Genomic DNA, 20,977 nt, shown 5'->3' with positions numbered 1-20,977 from the left:
TACAGGAAGAATGTATCTTTGTAATTTCAACTATCATTCCATGACAAAATCCATCTCTGGTTTTTCAAGACTATCCAAATCCAAAAAGATTGATTGGATTGTAGACACCTACTTTACCAACAATAAAAATGCCAAAAAAATAATCAAGCAGTATTGGAATACCGATGAGCAGCTGCAATCGCTTCATGATGAGTTTATAGAGAATACCATTACCAATTATTACCTGCCATTGGGAGTAGCCCCAAACTTTCTTATTAATGGAACTTTACATACCATTCCCATGGCCATAGAAGAAAGTTCGGTAGTTGCTGCAGCTAGTAAGGCGGCTAAGTTTTGGCTGGATCGTGGCGGATTTAAGGCAGACGTCATTTCAACCACCAAAATAGGTCAAGTTCACTTCAAATATTTCGGAAACAAGGAAAAACTAATCTCCTTTTTCAATGAGTTAAAACCAGCCCTTTTTAAAGAGACCGAAAACATCACCCAAAACATGGTGAAACGTGGCGGAGGTATCAAGGACATTGAGCTTAAAGACAAAACTCACAAAATTGAAGGCTACTTTCAATTGCACGCCACTTTTGAAACGCTAGATGCTATGGGCGCCAATTTCATCAATTCCTGTCTGGAACAGTTCTCAAAAACGTTGAAGGAAAAAGCGCAAAACTATGTCGCATTTGATGAAGAAGAAAAAGATATTGATGTTATCATGAGCATCCTTTCTAACTATGTTCCTGAATGTTTGGTAAAAGCTGAAGTAAGTTGCCCAATTTCAGAATTAGCAGAAGGCACGGATATTGACCCTTATGAATTTGCAGATAAATTTGTTCAAGCAGTGCAAATCGCAGAAGTAGAACCTTATCGCGCCGTAACCCATAACAAAGGCGTCATGAATGGTATTGATGCCGTTGTTTTAGCGACTGGGAATGATTTTAGAGCTATTGAAGCATGTGTGCATGCCTATGCTTCAAGAAATGGCTCCTATTCCAGTTTAACGCATGCTTCTGTAGAAAACGATCAATTCAAATTTTGGATTGAAATTCCTTTGGCTCTTGGAACAGTTGGCGGACTCACAAGTTTACATCCATTGGTTAAGTTGTCCTTGGAATTGCTCCACAAACCTACAGCCCAAGATTTAATGAAAATTGTAGCAGTTGCCGGTTTGGCTCAAAATTTTGCAGCTTTAAGGTCCTTGACAACTACTGGGATACAGAAGGGCCACATGAAGATGCACCTCAAGAATATCTTAAATCAGTTTCAAGCTACTGAAGAAGAAAAAACAAAACTTTTGGAGCAATTTAAAGATCAGGTAGTAACACATAGTGCCGTAGTAGAAGCTATTGAAAAACTGAGGTCTTGAAGCAAGAATTCTATAGTAACGGGAAATTACTCCTGTCGGGAGAATATGTAGTATTGGATGGTGCTTTATCTTTAGCCATTCCCACAAAATATGGTCAATCCCTTACCGTAAGTCCTTTAGACAGAAATTTTATTACTTGGCGAAGTTTTGATGAAAACAATTTATGCTGGCTGGAAGTTCAACTGCCTCTTCATTTAAAAGCAGATGAAAGCTCACCCCTAGAAGAACGGTTGATTCAAATTTTAAAAGCTACAAGAACCTTGAATCCGGATTTTCTTAGTCAAGGAGCCTTGATAGAAACCAAGCTAGACTTTCCTCGTAATTGGGGTTTAGGAACATCTTCGACTTTAATCAATAACATAGCTCAATGGGCAGAAATAAACCCATTTAAGCTATTGAATTCTACATTTGGAGGTAGCGGTTATGATATTGCATGTGCGCAAATCAATTCACCTATACTATATCAAATAAAGGATGAACAACCCTCTTTTGAACCGGTGTCATTTAACCCTTCGTTTAAAGAGCATCTTTATTTTGTTTTTTTAAACCAAAAACAAAATAGCAGAGAGGGCATCAAAAAATACCATCAAAGCAAGGAGAACACCCAACAGACCATTTCAGAAATCAATGAAATCACACAACAAATGGTTTCATCTCAAGATTTAGAATCCTTTAGCCATCTGATGAACGCTCATGAGAATCTCATTTCTAAAGTCATTCAAATGCCTACCATAAAGATGAAATCCTTTCCAGATTTTGAAGGCTCAATTAAAAGCTTAGGTGCTTGGGGGGGCGATTTTATTCTGGTAGCAAGTCCAAAAAATCCAACAACTTACTTTAAGCAAAAGGGATTTGAAATTATCATCCCATTTAAGGACATGATTTTATAGCATAAAAAAACCTCGCACTTAGCGAGGTTTTTGATTTTATGTTTGGACTAAAACTATTGTACAGTTTCAGCTCTGTTATCCTCAATCGTTGAAACTTCCTTTAATGCTTCATACAATTTAGAGTTTACAGTATTTACTTTAGAAGCTCCAACTCTATTAGCATAGCTTTGGTAGTTCTCTAATTCGACTGCTGGAGTTTTCTTGGTTACTTCCACCATGAAAACACCCTTTTCTCCTTCAATTAAACCAGAAGTTTCACCTTCGTTCAATCCAAAAGCTGTACCAACAACCAAAGGCTCTCTACCAGCACCAGTGATAGTAGGATTACTCATACTCACTGCCATAGCTGAACGAACAGAAGTGTTCTCTGCAGAAGCTACATCTTGAAGTGTAGAAGCAGAAATTCTTTCCTTGATTTGTTTTGCTTTCTTCTCTTTTCTAATTGCCGGTAATGCAGTAACAGATGCTTGCTCTACATTCATTAACCCTTCAGCATGCTTTGCAGTTAACTGCACAATGGCAAATCCGTTAGGGATACTAAATCTCTTAGACTTTCCAACTTCAGTAGTTTCTTCAAATGCCCAACGAACAATAGCTCTTTGGCTTCCTAAACCAGGAATGTTTTCATCTAAAATCTTGATACCATTAACTGGCTTAACAGCATAATCGCTTTCCTTAGCCACTTGAGTAAACTCACCTTTTTCAAGAGCTATTTCAAAATTGGAAGCGTTTCTAAAAACTTGATCAATAGTTTCTTCTGATGCTTCAATCTCTCTAGCTATAGTAGCCACTTTAACAACTCTTTGAACATTTTTATGGCCTTCTACTTCAATTAAGTGGAAACCATAAGCTGACTTAACAACTCCCATAGATCCAGTTTCGTTTTCAAAAACAAAATCACGGAATTCAGGAACCATTCTGTTGTAAGGGAAGTACTCATAACGACCTCCATTAGCAACACTTCCTTGATCTGAAGAAAATTCAGTTACAAAGGTTTCAAACTTAGAACGATCTCCTTTTAATACTGTTAACAAACTATCTGCAGTAGCCTTAGCTTCTTCTTCTGTTTGCGTAACATCTGGTTGCGTGCTTGCTGCACCTACAAATGGAATCAAAATGTGTCTTGCTTGAGCAGAATCTGGAAGGTTCTTCTCAGCTACAATTTTAGAAAGCTTGTAATAGTTTCCATCCTTGTAAGGACCGTAAACTTCACCAACATTTAATTTAAATAAACTGTCAGCTGTACTTTCTAACATACTATTTCTAAATACGAATTGATCATTGTATTTCAAATCTGAATTTGAGTTTACAAATGCTTCAATATTGGCAGCATGTAAGAAACCTCTTATCGTATCTGTCGTTTTAGTTACCTCACTGTACTCCACTTTGTCATTCAACATAGCTTTTAAGTCACCTTTGATAGCTTCTTCATCAGCAGCGGTTGGAGTTTCTCTAAACTCTACATAACGAATATCACGAGTGGCATCTACTTCGTATTGCTTTTTATGCTTTTTGATATAATCTGAAATTTCAGAATTAGAAACGGTAATTGTACTATCTGCTATAGAAGTGTATGGAATTTGAACAAATTTCAAATCTACTTTTTCACCTTCCATTAAATGCTCCAATTTTCCTTCAGCAAGGGTTCCGCTCATTCCAGCTTTTACCATATTGAAGTAATCTTGTTGAAGAGCACTTGTTGCCATACTATTTTCATAGTCTACCCATTGTTGGTAAGCAGCAGCAGAAGTCTCTTTTAAGTTAGCTATATACTCGTTCAACTTATTTTCATCAAATAAACCAGCTTCATTTTGAAAGTTTGGATTATTAGCCAAGTTGGACTTTAAAATGTCACGCATTTGATCTTTCTCCACAGTAAATCCTAGCTCTTCAAACTGGGTTTCAAGAACTGCCTGTCTTACCTCTTGATCAAAAACGCGGTTCATAGCTTGTGTGGTAGTACCGTTTGGTCCTAGCTGTCTTTGGGCAGCTTCCACTTTTTGCATGAAATCTACACGGTTGATTTCTTTTCCATTGATTGTAGCAACAACATCCTGATTTCTATTCCATAGGGAGCTACCACTTCTAAACAAATCACCAATCACAAAAGAGAATAATGCTAATGCGATGATGATGATCAAGAAAAGTCCTTGTTTTCTAATTTTATTTAAAACTGCCATCTTCTTTTCTAAGTTGATTTAAAATTATTGTGCGCGAAAATACCATTTTATATTAAATAATAAAAGGACTAAGTGTCAATAATAAAGAAAGTTTTTTTTAACTAGTCGGTCTCTACAATTTTGAGTTCCACCAAGTCAATCTTAGTGTTTGAAACTTCTAGGATAGTGAATAGAAAGTGATTTATTTGAACAATTTCATCCTTTTGTGGGATTTCCTCAGTATGCGCCACGATAAGCCCCCCGAGCGTTTCATAATTTTCTTCCTCAGGCAAGTTAAGCTTATAGGATTCATTTAAGTAATCGACCTCCAACCTGGCTGAAAATCGATATATATCTTCCTCTACAATTTCCTCAATTAGCTCCACTGTGTCATGCTCATCTTCGATTTCCCCAAATAATTCCTCAACAATATCTTCAACTGTCATTATTCCCGATGTTCCACCATACTCGTCTAATACTACGGCCATACTTTTACGCTTCTTGATTAAGACATTCAAGATGTCTTTGATTAACATCGTTTCTGGTACAAACTCAACAGGCATTAATATAGACTGAATAGTTTTAGGTTTTTTGAACAATTCAAAGGAATGGACATATCCCAAAATATCATCGATTGAATTTTTAAAAACCAAGATTTTGGAATACCCCGTGTCTACAAAAAGTTGGGTCAAATTTTTAGGAGATTCATGCAGTTCAACAGCTGTAATTTCAGTTCTGGGAACCATGACCTCTCTAGCTTTTACTTCTGAAAACTCCAGAGCATTTTGAAAAATTTGAATTTCAGAATCTACCTCATCATGCTCCTCAACATTCTCCATTTGTTCACTAATATAATTCCCTAGTTCTACCTTAGTAAAAGCCAATTGAACCTGATCCCCTTCCGTTTTAAAAAATTTCTTTAAAATGACATCAGAGATCCAAATAACAAAGGTTGAAATGAAGGTAAACAACCAATAAAAAACATAGGCTGGAAAAGCAAAAACTTTCAACAGGGTATTGGCATAAACTTGAAAAAATACTTTTGGAAGAAACTCTGCTGTTATTAAAATAACTAAGGTAGAAATGATGGTTTGAGTCAACAAACTTAAATCCGTTAATAAATAAGTAACCACATCAGAAGCCGGCAACATACTTTGAAACCACCGTACCAATAAATCACCCATAAAAAACCCATAGACAACCAAGGCAATATTATTACCTATCAACATGGTTGCAATAAATTTGGAAGGCTTTGCTGTTAATTTGGTTAGCAGTTTGGCCAATAGACCTTCCTGTTTTTTCTCTATTTCAATGTGAATTTTATTTGCGGAAACGTAAGCAATTTCCATGCCTGAGAAAAAAGCTGAAAGCAATAAAGAGATAACAATAATAATTATCTCAGAACTCATTTAGGATTGTCTTTATTATCAAATTTCTTAAAATACCTGCGTCTAAAAAAGAACATAAACAAAGCGAGCACAGCTAAAAACAAGGAAATATAATTAATAGTATTAGATTCCATATACGTTTTAATCACATCATAAATAAAAATAATAGCGAATAATAAATAGGCGTATTGGAAAAACTTGAAAAATTTCATGGTCAATAATTCTATAAAGTAAAGATAATTAAAAAAAGTAATGGAGGTGATTAATCTTCTACAGGTAAAATTCCATCAATCTCTAACACTAAAGCCTTTTTAAACTTAGAGTCAGAATCAAAACCCTTCCCATTAATGATACTTTGTCCTTGTCTAAAGGTCACAGGTTTATTAGTAAATAACCACTCCCTCTCATCGTCATAATAGAGTTGTTCTGCAAATAATGTGTCATTACTAGCGGTTGAAATAACTACATGCCCGCGAAGATCAATCAGGCCTGTACTTTGGTAATAAATACCATAATCTGCTTTGATGTTGCTCTTTTGATTCTTTTCATCAAAAAGATCCAAATCAACGGTTTCTGGGAATTCCATGTAAGAAAACGATCTATTGGAATAATCCAGCATTTTAGGACTCTTTAAGTTGGCCGTCACTCTACCCGAATCGGTGTATTTTAAATTGATATTTTCAGCAACCCCTATGGGTTCATTTTCAGAAACCCCAAGTTTCTTTACATCCTCCAAACTTCGGTTGCATGAAAAAAACATAGTCATGGCAAAAGCCATGACTATGTTTAGAAAATTATATGTTTTTATTCTTTTCATTATAGGCTAGGAACCTTAACGCTTCCACCAATCCAACAACCAATGTTTATAGTTGTGCCGGCATTACCTTCGTTAAAAATATCTCCTTTTGAAGGGGCCTTTGCTCTATAGTTTGCCGCAAAGGAGTTAGCATCTTTCTGAATTGTAGGATCCACCTTACCTGCTTTCTCTGCTTCGGCAGCGGCCAACCAGAATACAGCTCTTTTGTTGAAGTTTGAATCTCCACAATCATTGGCACTAGAAGCATACATTTGAGCTATAGCCAAATATGGTCTACCATTAGATGGATTCAACTTAATCGCTTCTCTAAAATAGTTTCTAGCCTGTCCAAATTGACCTTTTTTCTTCAAGATTAACCCAATCTTATAACTTTTAGTACCTTTCTTATAGGCATCTTTCTCTAATTCCAAAGACTCCTTAAAGTAATTTAAAGCTTCATTAGTTTTACCATCCTTCAACAACAATCCTGCAACGAAGTATTTAGTATCTGCAGAAGGCGCCGCATTATCATAGGCTTTTACCAATTTGATATACAAAGGATCATCTGTACATTCTTTGTTAAACATTCTGTTTACTGCTCCTTTTAACCAATCAGCATTGTTCTTGTTTTCTTCAAAAGATTTTTCATAAAGAGGAATCAGTGTTTCACAATTAGCTCTAGTACCTAATTTTTGATCAACCCCAGCAGCTACTTGGTCATAAGCTTTCAAATAACTTTCATAAGATCTCTTATATCTTTCTTCCTTGCTAGTTAAAGCTGTACCAGCTTCTTCCTTTTCAACATAAGGATTCAATTTCTCTGAATAGTTCTGAACCTCCTGCTCTATTTTGGCAACCACATCATCATACTTAGTAAACAACTCTTGAGCCTCTTTCTTACCATCATCAAACAAATCTACCATCAATGAGAAATAAGTATAAAGCGCCTTAGGGTTAGTGAATGTATCTGGGTCTGCCTTATAAGCTTCATCAAAACACTTGTAAAGCTCCTCTGTAGATAGACCTAAAGCCTCTTTGTAGTCATATTTTAGCTGACAAGATTTAGCTCCAAACTCTCCTTTTGGCGTTTTGCTTGCAAAATTATCTTCTCTCTCACCGTACATTTTTACAAGGTCATTAATGAATGCCACTTGCTCAGCACCAGTAGATTTCTCGATTTTGTGCTCAAGAATTTTTTCACCATTGGTATAAATACCTAAGTGATATTTAGGGTTTCTTTGTCTTAATTCCATAAAAGGTTTGTAAGCTTCATCAAACTTCTTGGCCTTAACCGCCTCGGTCATCAATGATAGAGCTTGCAAATCCTGATCTTGGGCAAACGTCCCAAAACTTACAAAAAGCACAGCTATTAATAATGTAATTCTAGTTTTCATGGTCATTTCAAATTATGCTTAATTATATTTTCTTTTTTCAAACCATCTATCATTTAGCGATAGACTTATCTGGAAATTAATAAAGTTTTCTTGTATTAAATTTCTATCAAGGGTTCCTCTTCTACCGAATTCAAATCCAACGTTGGCATTAGAAAAGAAATTCCCCATCGGTATTCCTACTCCAAAAGACATGCCAAACTCATTTATAGACGTGTCATTGATGTTTAATCCTGTATTTTCAAACCTGAATCCAGTTCTATAAACCATTCTTTTTAAGTAACTTGAAAACGAATTGTACTCTGGAATATAAAAACCTCCAACTGATAAACCTATGGCATCTTCATAACTCAAATTACCAGCTGAATTACTTGCTTCGTATAATTCATTTTTAAACACGCTATAATTTTGAAAGGTCAATTCAGCTCCAGCAAACCATTTTCTGGGCTCTCCTATACCAGCTCCAAAAGAAAATTTGGAAGGCAAACTCAATTTTGTATTAGCCAACCCATTTGCATCTAAATCTGCGGTAATGGAATTTATAGGCGTTTCTTCTCCTGATCCAGAACTTATGGTAATAGTCTCGAAAATGCGTTCGTTGTCTGAGTTAATATTCGTTTTAGGCTTGTATGTTAATCCAGCCTGCAATTCCAGTTTAGTAGAGATCATTTTTTGGTAAGTAACCCCTAAATTTACCCCAAAACCACTTAACTGTGATTTGTTTTGTTCTCTTGTTTGATACTGGATGATGTTTTGCTCATCATCATATAGATACCTAATGAAGGAGTTCTCCAATTTACCGAAATTATAATTGGCATCAACCCCAATACTTAATCCATCCATCACCCGATATCCAACTGAAAGAAATACTTTGTTCACACCACCTTTTCCAGAAAACCGTGTAGAAAGTGCATTAAAATCAGTTAGACTCTGTAATTTATAATTTACGGTTGTGTAGGGCATAATCCCCAATCCTACGCCAAAACGACCCATTGGCAAGGATAAAGCCATATAATCAAAAGAAGTTGAATTAATCCTGTTTTCGTTGCTATTGGTTTTTAAATTGGTAGATGTATGAGTACCTCCAATGGCAAATTTCACAGGTCTCCCTTCATTATTGTAATATCTAAGATTACTACTAGCGTAAGAAGCTGGATTTCTCAGGTTGACATGAATACTATCGTTGTAAATACTCAACCCTCCCATACTTCTATTTTCCACTGTTCCTTTGAACTTCAAGCTTCCTATTCCATAGTAGGAATAAGGTGACGCATTTTCAACATCAAGTTGCGCATATCCTTTCAGCCCAAAAACGATAGCAAATACCAGTAAAAACCTTTTAATCATTCGCTTGTATTATATTCCAATATATTATTAAGTCCTTCTAAGAGGAAATTAGAGTTGGCAAATATGCCACTTTTTAATCGCTTACACAAAATTTTACTGTCTCCGCCTGTTAAAATAACTGTTAAATCTTTGTAATTGGTTTGATATTCTTTAACAAAACCATCAATTTCATTTACAATTCCCAACACAACACCCACATGCATTGAACTATTTGTTGAATCCCCAAAAAAACTTTGAGGTTCTTCCATTTCAAGTAACGGAAGGCTTGCTGTTTGATTGTGCATGGATTTGTACCTCATTTGAAGCCCTGGAGAGATGGCACCACCAAGATATTCATTGTTTTCATTAATGAAGTCATAAGTAATGCAAGTACCTGCATCAATAATCAAAACATTAGAGTCTGGAAATTGGGCAACTGATGCACTTACCAAGGCTATTCTATCTACCCCTAGAGTTTGGGGCGTAGCATACCTATTCTTAAAAGGAACTAAGGTTGTATGATCTAGAAAAAGACAATTTAAATGCTCGTTTAATAAATCTCTATTTTCTTCATTTAACCTCCCTACAGAAGATATCAAACAATGCTTTATGGAGTATTTAGACAATAAATCAAAAAAAAGTTGCTGAAATTCCTGAACAGGAGCAGAAACCTTACTCATTAAGCCACCCTCCTGAAAGACAGCCATTTTAATCAATGTGTTACCTACATCTACAACTAAATTCATGTCTGAATTTTAAGTCGCAAAGGTACAAAAGACAATTTTTATATTTTTATTTTTGTGAATATTAAAAATGCCCTTATATTTGCATCCGCAATTATGCGACTGGTGCCTTAGCTCAGTTGGTAGAGCAAAGGACTGAAAATCCTTGTGTCCCTGGTTCGATTCCTGGAGGCACCACATTAAAAACCCGAACAATTGTTCGGGTTTTTTTGTTTATTAAATGAGCTCTTAGTTACATTCACCTAGTCACAAATAATAGACACCAACTGTTTTCTATAAAACTTAGCGTGTTCATGACCCTTTGATTGAATAGTCTATTGGACGCCTCAAACTTATAAGTCTTCAAGCTTTTATGACAATCTTCATCAGGAACATTAATTACGGACGTTATTTTTTCCCGTTTTATATTAGCCGTCACACAAGCATTTTCACTACTATTCCAGTATGAAATACGTTTCTCATTACTCAGTTGTACATTATTAGAAAATTGATATCCCAAATGCTTTAGCACGGATTCAGCATGATTTGGATTCAATCCTTTTAAATGTTTCAATTCATAAACACCTGTTTGACTATACCCCTGATAGCCAATAAAAGCGAATAACAGGCAGATGCCCAAAGGAGTGGTTGTTAGTTTCATCATCATCGGTTTTGGTTATGGTTGGTTGGCCTAACAACAAAATGTATTAGACCTCTTTTTTGCTTGAAATCAATAATCAAAAACCACTTTCAAGTTAATATCATGCTACCATTTGGAGCGCTACGCTAATTAGTTCTTGTGTGAAGAATTGGAAATGTACAAAAACATTTCATAATTTCAAAGAAATAAAACCAAGTAACCATCTAAAAACCAAATAAATACAACTTTTCTGTCAAAAAACTGAAAGAAGAACCTTGAATCCCAATTTACCAATTAAAACATCTAGCTATCAATTTGGCAAAAAGAATGTCTAAATGCTATGCAAAAAAGAAATAGCACCTAGATTATTTTCAGATTCTCCAATTAACTTTTTTTTACCATTTACCACCTGAGGCTTGCCATTATTATCCTCTACCTTTGGCCTTTTAAAAGTGTTATTTCAACACCTTTAAAAAATCAAAACCATCAAACAATAACCATGAATAAAGCGTTACTTTCCCTTGCAATAGGAGGTTTTGGCATAGGCCTTACCGAATTTGTAATTATGGGCATTTTACCCGATGTAGCAAATGCCTTTGGAATAAGCATCCCCATTGCAGGACATTTCATTTCAGCATATGCCTTAGGCGTTGTTGTAGGAGCTCCTACCTTAACGGGGCTTTGCAGCAAATGGCAACCACAAAAGGTTTTGTTTGGCTTAATGGTTTGGTTTACTATTTTTAATACCCTTTCGGCTTTTGCTACTGGTTATACTTCATTCTTGGTCTTAAGGTTTTTATCAGGGTTACCTCATGGTGCTTTTTTTGGAATTGGTGCTGTTGTAGCAGGAAAACTATCTAAAGAAGGCAAACAGGCCCAAGGTATCGCCATTATGTTTAGCGGTCTTACAGTAGCCAATCTTTTAGGCGTTCCTTTAGGAACCTATTTGGGCAAGCACCTTAATTGGAGTATTTCATTTTTGATGGTTGGTATTGTTGGTATTCTAACTGTTTTGAGCATTAAATTTTGGATGCCCCTTATAAAACAAACCTCAGAAAGCAGTTTTGTTCGTGAACTACGAATATTTAAAAAACTGGAATTATGGATGATTATCATACTCACAACTATTGGCACCGGAGGTTTTTTCGCATGGTATAGCTATATCGCCCCTCTCATTACAGAAGTGGCTGGACACCCTGAGCAAGTAGTCTCCTATGCCATGATTCTTGCCGGTCTTGGTATGGTTATAGGTAATTTTATAGGCGCTAAACTGACTGAAAAAGTATCACCTATATACGCCGTTATTGTAACCCTCATTTTTATGGTGATTCTTCTCTCTTTAAACACTTTTGTAGCGACTAATAAAGTATTAGTATTAGTGATGACCTTTTTAATTGGAGTGGTCTCCTTCTGTATCTCTACCCCAATACAGATGACCATAATTAACGCTTCAAAAGGATCAGAAACTCTAGGATCATCTCTTAATCAAAGTGCCTTCAATATTGGAAACGCTTCTGGAGCTTATTTTGCTGGCTTACCCATTGCTATGGGTTACGGTTATACCGCTGCCGATTGGGTAGGAGCGGCCATGGCGGGATGCGGAATCTTTATTGCTCTTGGTATCATCCTATTAAGAAGAAGCAAGGTTAAAAAGCACACTAAATTAAGTACATCTTACTCTTAAAGTGTTATTTTGTCTCTAAATAGGTTTTTACAAACCCAGACAATTCCTCTCCATGTAAATTTTTCTCTAAAACCACTCCTTGAGAGTCTAATATAAAATTTGCTGGAATCGTTTGAACTCTAATCTCTTTCATGAAAGCATTATCGTCCCCTTTCAAATGAGAGCCATGAAGCCATTTTTCGGCGCCATCTTTATCAATAGCTATTTCCCAACCTTTCCTATCACTTTCTAAACCATATGCCAAAATTTCCAATCCCTGCTTCTTATAGGTTTCATACAAGGGACGTAAGACCATTCTATTCTCTTTTCTGCATGGAGCACACCAAGACGCCCATAGATCAACGATGGTTAGTTTAGAACCAAAATGACTTTTGATTGATATGGTATCACCCGAAATCATTGGCCATTGTGAATCTGGAAATACATCTCCTTTCAATACGGGTAAATTATGAGCTTCTGCCATTTCACATAAATCCCTTATCCATAGAGAATCATTGGAACTAGCACCTTCCCATCGATTACATTGTCTTACCAAAAACTCGGGAATTCTTTCATAATCCTGGTTTGGACTCACCAACCTAATAGCCGATAAAGCAGAAACAACGCTTGAAGTAGAATCGGCAAAATTCATTAATTCCTTTTGATAATGTAAAATTGCCGCTTCCTTTTCCAACAGATTGGACCCTTCTTCCAAATCCCATTTTCCACCCTTTAAATAAGTGGCATAACTTTCCTGATTAATTCCCACAAGCACTATTAAATCCTTGTTAGTAGCTGAAGGATCAAGAATACTAAAGTCCTTTTGAAACGAGGTAACACTTGATTTAATGGAGATAGATTTATCTGAAGACAAAGTTATAGGCATAAAATTGGATGAATCAACTTGATTCAATTCTAACTTCCCAACAGGTTCATCGGAAGGCTGCAATACCAATACCACCAACTCATTATTAAGTTTTAACGGCAGCAGATCAATTGAAAAATGTCCATCTACTCCTACAATGGTAGAGCCAAAAACCTCTCCCAAATAAGGCGTAAATAATTCTTTCAAATTGTTTGGTTTCAACACATATAAGGTATAGTCCTTATTTTGCACATTTTCTATTTCCCCTTCCAGTACAGGTTCTTGAGAACAAGAAAATACCAAACAAATAAGCCATAAAAATATCCAATAAAATTTTTGTCTCATCATGCAATTAATTGGACTTCGAAAATAGCGAAAATGTACCATTTAAACCGGTTTTTATGCTTATCTTTAATACCCTTTCATTAAGATATAGTCTTCATATTTGGCCAACAAAACCTACTGATCCTTAAGGTATAAAATACCTAGAACTAACAAATATCATATTTTAACTTGAGTTGTTAGTGTATCTTTAAGTAACATTTAAACACCAAAAATATGGAAGTATTTGACGATAAGCACATCAAAAATGTGGTGTTTGTTGGAGCCCATCATAGCGGCAAAACAACCCTCGCTGAAACCATGCTTTTTGAAGCCGGCCTAATTAACAGAAGAGGTACTGTAGAAAACAACAATACAGTATCAGACTTTCACGATATTGAACACGAGCGTGGAGCCTCAGTGTTTGCCACTCCATTACATACGGAGTGGCGAAACTACAAGATCAATATCATTGACACTCCTGGATTGGATGATTTTATTGGCGAGATAATTTCATCCATTCGTGTTTCTGATACCATATTAACAATTATTGATGCCAAACAAGGCATTGAAATAGGGACAGAAATCATATGGAATTACATTGATCAATACCACAAGCCAACTGTGTTTGTGATGAATCAAATCGATCATCCATCGGTTCATTTTGAAGATGCTTTTATAAGTCTTCAAGAACTGGTAGGAAACAAAGCGGTTAAAATACAGTATCCAATAAAAATTGATGGAGCCCAAGGTATTATTGATATTCTCAAAATGCGTCTTTACAAATTTGGGCCAAATGGAGGAAAACCTGAAAAACTCCCAATTCCAGATAGCGAGTTCGAAAAAGCCAACCAATTACATAATGAATTGGTCGAAAAAGCGGCTGAAAACGATGAAAGCTTAATGGAACTCTATTTTGAAAAAGGCAGCTTAAACGAAGACGAAATGCGTCAAGGGATAAAGGCTGGAATGCTTCAGCACGATTTATTCCCAGTATTTTGTGTGTCTGCTATCAATGATATGGGGTCTGGAAGATTAATGGGATTTATTGACAATGTAGCGCCAGCGGCTACCGATATGCTTCCTGAAATAAGCTTAGAAGGCCATCAAATTAAACCCATTAAAGAAGATCCAACCACTTTGTTTGTTTTCAAAACACTTTACCTGCCGAATATTGGCAAAGTCAGTTATTTCAAAGTAAAATCGGGTGAGATTAAGGTTGGAGATAAGTTAACCAATGCCAGAACAGGCGAAATGGAAGTTATCAACCAATTGTATATTATGGATGGCAAAAAACGACATGCGGTAGATAAATTATCAACTGGTGATATTGGCGCCACTATTAAGCATAAGGATGCAGAAGTGAATGACACCCTTTACACCGGAGACGAAATTATCACCTTGTCGCCCATTGATTTCCCAGAGCCTAGAATTTACAAATCAGTGGCAGCCGAAAATAAAAACCATGAGGAAAAACTTTTTGAGGCCCTTAAAAAAATACATAGTCAAGATCCTACCATGGTTTTGAGATATTCTCCTGAAACAAACCAACACATACTAGCCTGTCAAGGAGAACTGCATTTAGCAACCATTAAATGGGAGCTTCAAAATCACCACGATATTGAAGCCATATTCAAAAAACCGAAAATTAATTATCGGGAAACCATTGAAGGCAGTGCTAAAGCTGTTTACAGACACAAAAAACAATCTGGAGGTGCAGGTCAGTTTGGAGAGGTTCATTTGAGAATCGAACCTTTTGAAGAAGGTATGGATGAACCTACAGGAGTCAGTATTAGAGGGAAAGAAGAAGTCTCCCTTTCTTGGGGAGGAAAATTAATCTTCTACAACTGTATCGTAGGAGGTGTTATTGATGCTCGATTTTTACCTTCCATTCAGAAAGGTATTATGGAAGTTATGGAAAATGGCCCGTTAACAGGCTCCAAGGTTCGCGATATTAGGGTTATGGTTTACGATGGAAAAATGCACCAGGTAGACAGCAATGACATTTCATTTAAAATTGCAGGAGCCCATGCCTTTAAGGAAGCTTTCCTAAACTCAAAACCCAAATTACTAGAGCCTCTTTTATCACTTACGGTTCTAGTTCCAGAAGATAATGTTGGTGGAGTAATGACTGAACTACAAGCCAGAAGAGCTGTTATACAAAGTATTGAAAGCACACATAAATATCAAACTTTAAAATGCTCCATGCCTGAAGCAGAATTATTTGGCTTCTCCACAGAATTGCGTTCCTTAACACAGGGAAAAGCAACCTTTACATCAAAATTTAGGTCCTATGAGCCTGTTCCCGCCTATGTGCAAAGCGAATTGGTCTCTGGAGAATTAGTAGAACATTAACACACATAAAAACAGATAGTTTATGGAAACCAAAATATCTTATTTAAGTGACCTAAAATTTAATCTAGAAACCTGGATTAGAGAACTACGTTTTCATTTCAATGAGATGGAAACGTTTAAAACCAAATTAGAGGAAATAGCTTCTCGAGAATATACTTCTGAAGTTTTTAAACCTCTTGAGATGTTTGAAAATCGCATTGCCCTAGAAAAGGATGCTATTTCAAAATTAATTCACCGGTGCAAGCAAAAAATGCACAACTTGGAAATAGCAGACATGACCGAAGCGATAGACGGTAGGTTGCTTTATGAACAACGACCATTACGCGACGATATTAAAACCTATTTAAAGCTACACTATGAGCTAAAAGAAGAAATGATGGATTATTTCTTAAAGTGGCTTAATTAACTATTTATTCCAGAATTAAAAGTTAAGCCCCACTATTAAAGGTGGGGCTTATTCATTAAAGGACCAATTGTTTGCTATTAATCAACTTAGGGAAGTTTATGAAAGCCCTTTAATTTTACCAAAAGCATCAATCTGCATATTTTCTGAAGCAGGATGTTTAGGAAGCCCTGGCATTCGCATCATGTCTCCAACTATGGGAATTACAAAACCTGCTCCTGAGGCAATTTCTATATCTCTAATTACAATCGTAAAGTCGGTGGGTCTTCCTATTTTTTTAGGATCTTGAGAAAATGACATCTGGGTTTTGGCAATACATACCGCCAAATGTTCCATATTCAAGTTCTTTATGGTTTTCAATTTATTTAAAGCTCTTTTATCATATTCAATTCGGCTAGCTCCATAAATTTCCTTTGCAACGACATCTATTTTATCTTGAATACTTTGTGTTGAAGCATATAAGGGCCTAAAATTTGTTGGCTCATCAAGACTATCCATTACCATTTGTGCAAGCTCCATATTTCCTTTTCCTCCTAATCTATGGCTATTTGATACCACTGCTTGAACCCTTAGTTCGTTACACAAGGCTATTACTTGAGCAATTTCTTCATCACTGTCAGATTCAAACTTATTGATTGCTACTATGGGAATTAAATTAAACTTTTGAATGTTCTCCAAATGCTTCTGCAAATTTGAAAACCCTTTAGTTACAGCATCAACATCTGGAATATTATATTGCTCTTTTCCTACCCCTCCATGATGCTTAAGGGCTCTAATGGTGGCAACCACAACTACAATCTCAGGCTTTAGCCCTCCAGCAACCGATTTAATATTCAAAAACTTTTCAGCACCCAAATCAGCTCCAAATCCAGCTTCGGTTACAACAAAATTGGCAAGACTCAACCCCATTTTTGTTGCCACTAAGGTATTTGTTCCTTGAGCAATATTAGCAAAAGGACCACCATGGATAATAGCTGGAGTCCCATTAAGAGTCTGAACCAAATTGGGCTTCATAGCATCCTTCAATAAGATCGCCATGGCATCCTCCCCTTTCAAATCCCTAGCAAATACCGGTAGTCGATCATGTGTAAAACCAACCAATATATTTCCCAACCTTGTCTTAAGATCTTCAAAATCCTTAGCCATACATAAAATAGCCATCACTTCTGATGCCGGAGTAATATCAAACCCTGTTTCGCGAGGAACACCATTTATTTTTCCTCCCAACCCAGTAATGACCTGACGTAGTGCCCGATCATTTATATCCATGACCCGCTTCCAGGTCACGGTTCTAGAATCTATGTTTAGATCATTGCCATTAAAATGGATTTCATTATCGATTAAGGCAGCCAATAAGTTATTTGCCTTTTCTACCGCATTAAAATCTCCAGTAAAATGTAAATTGATATCTTCCATTGGAACCACTTGGGCATTACCTCCGCCTGCAGCACCGCCCTTAATTCCAAAAACAGGACCCAACGATGGTTCCCGTAATACTACCACAGCTTGCTTTCCTATTTCACTTAAACCTTCAGCCAAACCAATTGAAACAGTCGTTTTACCCTCTCCAGCTGGAGTAGGAGTAATAGCAGTCACTAAAATCAAATGACTTTTCTCAATGGCATCATCCTGGATTAAAGAAAGAGGAAGTTTAGCTTTATACTTTCCATAAAGCTCTAATTCATCTGTTGGAACTTTAAGTTTTTCAGCAATTTCCGATATGGGCTTTAACTCACAACTTTGGGCTATTTCAATATCTGATATCATATAATTCCTTATTATTTACAAAGTTACCTCCAAATGTTAAAATCTTCTATGACAATTATCAGCATTTAAACCAATAAAAAAACCCGAAATAATTATTAGATTTCGGGTTTTCTCACCAAACAAGTTTCCTTTAATTTAGGACACTTTTAATAGCTGCTTGTGCAGCAGCCACTCTTGCTATGGGAACTCTATAAGGTGAACAGCTTACATAATCTAATCCAGTATTATAGCAGAACTCAACTGAAGAAGGTTCACCACCATGCTCTCCACATATTCCTACTTTTAGCATCGGATTGACACTTCTACCTCTTCCTGTACCTAATTGAACCAATTGCCCAACACCTGCTTGATCTAGCACTTCAAAAGGATCGTTCTTAAGGATACCTTTTTCTAAGTAAATAGGTAAGAACTTACCAGAATCATCTCTTGAGTAACCAAAGGTCATTTGGGTTAAGTCATTTGTTCCGAAAGAGAAGAAGTCTGCTCTTTTAGCTATTTGATCTGCCATCAAAGTGGCGCGAGGAACTTCCATCATGGTTCCAACGAAATATTCAACGCGATCTTTTCTTTCCTCAAAAATGGTTTCAGCAGTTTCTCTAACAATGGTTTCCTGAGCCACAAACTCCTCATAAATACCTACCAAAGGAATCATGATTTCTGGTTTTGTCTCAATACCTCGTTGTTTCAAATTCAACGCTGCTTCAATAATGGCACGTGTTTGCATTTCTGTAATTTCTGGATAGGTATTTCCTAAACGGCAACCACGGTGACCCAACATAGGGTTAAATTCTTCCAAGTCTGCTACTTTAGATTTTACAGATTCTAAAGACACATGCATCTCCTCTGCCAACTCACGTAACGTTGCCAATTGGTGAGGGACGAATTCGTGCAATGGTGGATCCAATAAACGAATAGTTACTGGCAGACCTTCCATGGCTTCAAACAATCCTTCAAAGTCACTACGTTGCATAGGTAATAATTTGGCAAGGGCTTGTTTTCTTCCCTTAACGGTATCTGCCAAAATCATTTCACGCATAGCTTTAATACGATCTACTTCAAAAAACATATGCTCAGTACGGGTTAATCCAACACCTGAAGCTCCAAAACTTCTAGCAATTTTTGCATCTTGTGGCGTATCCGCATTGGCACGCACTTTCATGCTGCTATACTTATCTGACAACTCCATGATTTTTGCAAACTCACCCGTTAATTCGGGCTCAACTGTAGCTACTTTGCCATCAATAATATTTCCTGTAGAACCATTGAGTGAAATCCAGTCTCCTTCATGATACTCTTTTCCTTCCACTCTCATGGTTTTAGATTTATAATTTATTTTAATCGCTCCAGCACCAGCCACACAGCATTTACCCATTCCTCTGGCTACAACAGCAGCATGTGAAGTCATTCCTCCTCTAGCAGTTAAAATACCTTTAGATAAATTCATTCCTTCCAAATCTTCAGGAGAGGTTTCTACACGAGCTAAAATGCTATTTTTAAATTTATTGGCATCTTCAGCAAAGAACACCAATTGACCTGTAGCGGCTCCTGGAGAAGCAGGAAGACCTTGGGTAATCACATGGGCAGATTTAAGTGCCTTAGGATCAAAAACAGGATGTAGTAATTCATCTAATTTATTTGGTTCGATGCGTAAAAGCGCTTCTTCCTCAGAAATTGCTCCTTGCTCAAGCAAGTCTATAGCAATTTTTACCATAGCTGCACCAGTACGTTTTCCATTTCTAGTTTGTAGAATCCATAATTTACCTTCTTGAATGGTAAACTCCATATCCTGCATATCTCGATAATGCTTTTCAAGCGTTTCTTGATAACCATTTAATTCATTAAAAATCTCAGGCATCAACTCTTCTAATGAAGCAAATTTGGATTTTCTTATTTTCTCAGTAACTTGAGCAAGTTCTGCCCATCTTTGAGATCCGATTTTGGTAATTTGTTGGGGCGTACGAACACCAGCAACAACATCTTCACCTTGAGCGTTCAATAAATATTCGCCATTGAATAGGTTCTCTCCAGAACCTGCATCTCTAGTGAAACACACTCCGGTACCCGAATTATCACCCATATTTCCAAATACCATGGCCTGAACGTTTACAGCTGTTCCCCAATCTGCTGGATATCCATGCATATTTCTGTAATATACAGCACGTTTTCCATTCCAGCTATCAAATACGGCCATGACCGCCAGCCATAACTGATCCCATGGGTCTGAAGGGAATTCTTTTCCTAAACGGCGATAGATGGCTTTTTTGAAATCAAACACCAAATCCTTAAGATCTTGAACGGTGAATTCGGTATCCAACTCTATTTCACGTTTCTCCTTAAGGTTATCAATTATTTCTTCAAAAGGATCTAAATCATCCTTATTTATAGGTTTCATTCCCATTACCACACTACCATACATTTGAACAAAACGACGGTAAGAATCCCATGCAAAACGATCATTCTTAGTCTTTTTGGCCAGTCCTTGCACTACGTCATCATTCAAACCAAGATTAAGAACGGTATCCATCATCCCAGGCATAGAAACACGTGCCCCTGAACGAACAGAGAGCAACAACGGGTTTTTGGAGTCTCCAAATTTGGTTCCCATTGTTTTTTCAACGTTGTTCACTGCGGTTTCTACATCTTTCTTGAGAAGACTAATAACAGCTTCTTTTCCTAATTGATTATATTCAGTACATACTTCTGTAGTAATGGTAAATCCTGGAGGAACCGGAATTCCTATAGCACTCATTTCTGCTAGGTTGGCTCCTTTACCACCTAACAAGTTCTTCATCGAACTATCTCCATCGGCTTTTTTGTCACCAAAGGTGTAGACTCGAGTTTTGGTTTTGTTTTTTAGTTCCATAATACGAACATTTTTAATTTCATTTTCAACATGTTAAAGGTAAACTAGCTCTTGAAGAATAACTATGACAA

15 protein-coding genes and 1 tRNA gene are annotated in these 20,977 nt (G+C 36.6%); 6 read left to right on the top strand and 10 right to left on the bottom strand.

From position 1 onward, the window contains the following. The first annotated feature begins 10 nt into the window (after positions 1 to 10). Together ZA07_RS08660 and ZA07_RS08655 are read left to right on the top strand one after the other, a co-directional pair. Positions 11 to 1,357 carry a hydroxymethylglutaryl-CoA reductase, degradative gene (locus tag ZA07_RS08660; RefSeq protein ID WP_082316592.1) on the top strand — a complete coding sequence of 449 codons (1,347 nt, stop codon included), beginning with the start codon at positions 11 to 13 and terminating at the stop codon, positions 1,355 to 1,357. Next, on the top strand, positions 1,354 to 2,247 hold the full coding sequence (locus tag ZA07_RS08655) for a GYDIA family GHMP kinase (RefSeq protein ID WP_053971301.1): 894 nt from the start codon (positions 1,354 to 1,356) through the stop codon (positions 2,245 to 2,247). Before ZA07_RS08660 ends, ZA07_RS08655 begins: the two co-directional genes overlap by 4 nt. Positions 2,248 to 2,300: 53 nt before the next feature. Here ZA07_RS08655 and ZA07_RS08650 read toward each other — a convergent pair whose 3' ends face one another. The 6 genes from ZA07_RS08650 to ZA07_RS08620 form a co-directional block, all read right to left on the bottom strand. Beyond that, entirely contained in the window at positions 2,301 to 4,427 is a 2,127-nt protein-coding gene (locus tag ZA07_RS08650; protein ID WP_053971300.1) for a peptidylprolyl isomerase, read from the bottom strand. A 101-nt stretch (positions 4,428 to 4,528) separates the two neighbouring features. Next, positions 4,529 to 5,815 (bottom strand): hemolysin family protein, encoded by a 1,287-nt coding sequence (locus ZA07_RS08645; protein WP_053971299.1) that lies wholly within the window; start codon positions 5,813 to 5,815, stop codon positions 4,529 to 4,531. A gap of 241 nt (positions 5,816 to 6,056) precedes the next feature. Then, positions 6,057 to 6,611 carry an LPS export ABC transporter periplasmic protein LptC gene (lptC, locus tag ZA07_RS08635; RefSeq protein WP_053971297.1) on the bottom strand — a complete coding sequence of 185 codons (555 nt, stop codon included), beginning with the start codon at positions 6,609 to 6,611 and terminating at the stop codon, positions 6,057 to 6,059. Then, a complete protein-coding gene (locus tag ZA07_RS08630; protein ID WP_053972100.1) occupies positions 6,611 to 7,984 on the bottom strand; it encodes a M48 family metallopeptidase in 1,374 nt (457 codons plus the stop codon). The genes lptC and ZA07_RS08630 overlap by 1 nt, the downstream gene beginning before the upstream one ends. 18 nt (positions 7,985 to 8,002) lie before the next feature. Next, positions 8,003 to 9,328: an outer membrane protein transport protein gene (locus ZA07_RS08625; RefSeq protein WP_053971296.1), complete on the bottom strand. Its 1,326-nt coding sequence runs from the start codon at positions 9,326 to 9,328 to the stop codon at positions 8,003 to 8,005. Then, on the bottom strand, positions 9,325 to 10,053 hold the full coding sequence (locus ZA07_RS08620; RefSeq protein WP_053971295.1) for a type III pantothenate kinase: 729 nt from the start codon (positions 10,051 to 10,053) through the stop codon (positions 9,325 to 9,327). Before ZA07_RS08620 ends, ZA07_RS08625 begins: the two co-directional genes overlap by 4 nt. A gap of 101 nt (positions 10,054 to 10,154) precedes the next feature. On the opposite strand from ZA07_RS08620, the gene ZA07_RS08615 reads away from it, so the two are divergent. Continuing rightward, positions 10,155 to 10,227 (top strand) — tRNA-Phe (locus ZA07_RS08615). 61 nt (positions 10,228 to 10,288) lie between these two features. Here the strand turns inward: ZA07_RS08615 and ZA07_RS08610 are convergent. Continuing rightward, a complete protein-coding gene (locus tag ZA07_RS08610) occupies positions 10,289 to 10,690 on the bottom strand; it encodes a hypothetical protein (protein WP_231628660.1) in 402 nt (133 codons plus the stop codon). A 478-nt stretch (positions 10,691 to 11,168) separates the two neighbouring features. Between ZA07_RS08610 and ZA07_RS08605 the strand changes: the two genes are divergently transcribed. After that, positions 11,169 to 12,353 (top strand): MFS transporter, encoded by a 1,185-nt coding sequence (locus ZA07_RS08605; protein ID WP_053971293.1) that lies wholly within the window; start codon positions 11,169 to 11,171, stop codon positions 12,351 to 12,353. A 4-nt stretch (positions 12,354 to 12,357) separates the two neighbouring features. On the opposite strand, the gene ZA07_RS08600 is transcribed toward ZA07_RS08605, so the two are convergent. After that, the gene (locus tag ZA07_RS08600; RefSeq protein WP_197276716.1) at positions 12,358 to 13,545 is read right to left on the bottom strand and encodes a thioredoxin family protein; all 1,188 of its coding nucleotides are present in this window, start codon (positions 13,543 to 13,545) and stop codon (positions 12,358 to 12,360) included. A 210-nt stretch (positions 13,546 to 13,755) separates the two neighbouring features. Here ZA07_RS08600 and ZA07_RS08595 point away from each other — a divergent pair, with 210 nt between their 5' ends. Both ZA07_RS08595 and ZA07_RS08590 read left to right on the top strand, forming a co-directional pair. Next, positions 13,756 to 15,873 (top strand): translation factor GTPase family protein, encoded by a 2,118-nt coding sequence (locus ZA07_RS08595; RefSeq protein ID WP_053971291.1) that lies wholly within the window; start codon positions 13,756 to 13,758, stop codon positions 15,871 to 15,873. Positions 15,874 to 15,895: 22 nt separating this feature from the next. Next, on the top strand, positions 15,896 to 16,279 hold the full coding sequence (locus ZA07_RS08590) for a hypothetical protein (RefSeq protein WP_053971290.1): 384 nt from the start codon (positions 15,896 to 15,898) through the stop codon (positions 16,277 to 16,279). A 96-nt stretch (positions 16,280 to 16,375) separates the two neighbouring features. Here ZA07_RS08590 and ZA07_RS08585 read toward each other — a convergent pair whose 3' ends face one another. Together ZA07_RS08585 and ppdK are read right to left on the bottom strand one after the other, a co-directional pair. Then, positions 16,376 to 18,043 carry a formate--tetrahydrofolate ligase gene (locus ZA07_RS08585; RefSeq protein ID WP_053971289.1) on the bottom strand — a complete coding sequence of 556 codons (1,668 nt, stop codon included), beginning with the start codon at positions 18,041 to 18,043 and terminating at the stop codon, positions 16,376 to 16,378. Between the two features lie 130 nt (positions 18,044 to 18,173). Further along, positions 18,174 to 20,906, bottom strand: a complete 2,733-nt coding sequence (gene ppdK, locus ZA07_RS08580; protein ID WP_053971288.1) for a pyruvate, phosphate dikinase — start codon at positions 20,904 to 20,906, stop codon at positions 18,174 to 18,176. Positions 20,907 to 20,977 lie beyond the last annotated feature (71 nt).

Source organism: Mangrovimonas sp. ST2L15 (assembly GCF_001280515.1).
Lineage (GTDB): Bacteria > Bacteroidota > Bacteroidia > Flavobacteriales > Flavobacteriaceae > Mangrovimonas > Mangrovimonas futianensis.
This window is presented reverse-complemented; position numbering and strand designations above follow the sequence as displayed.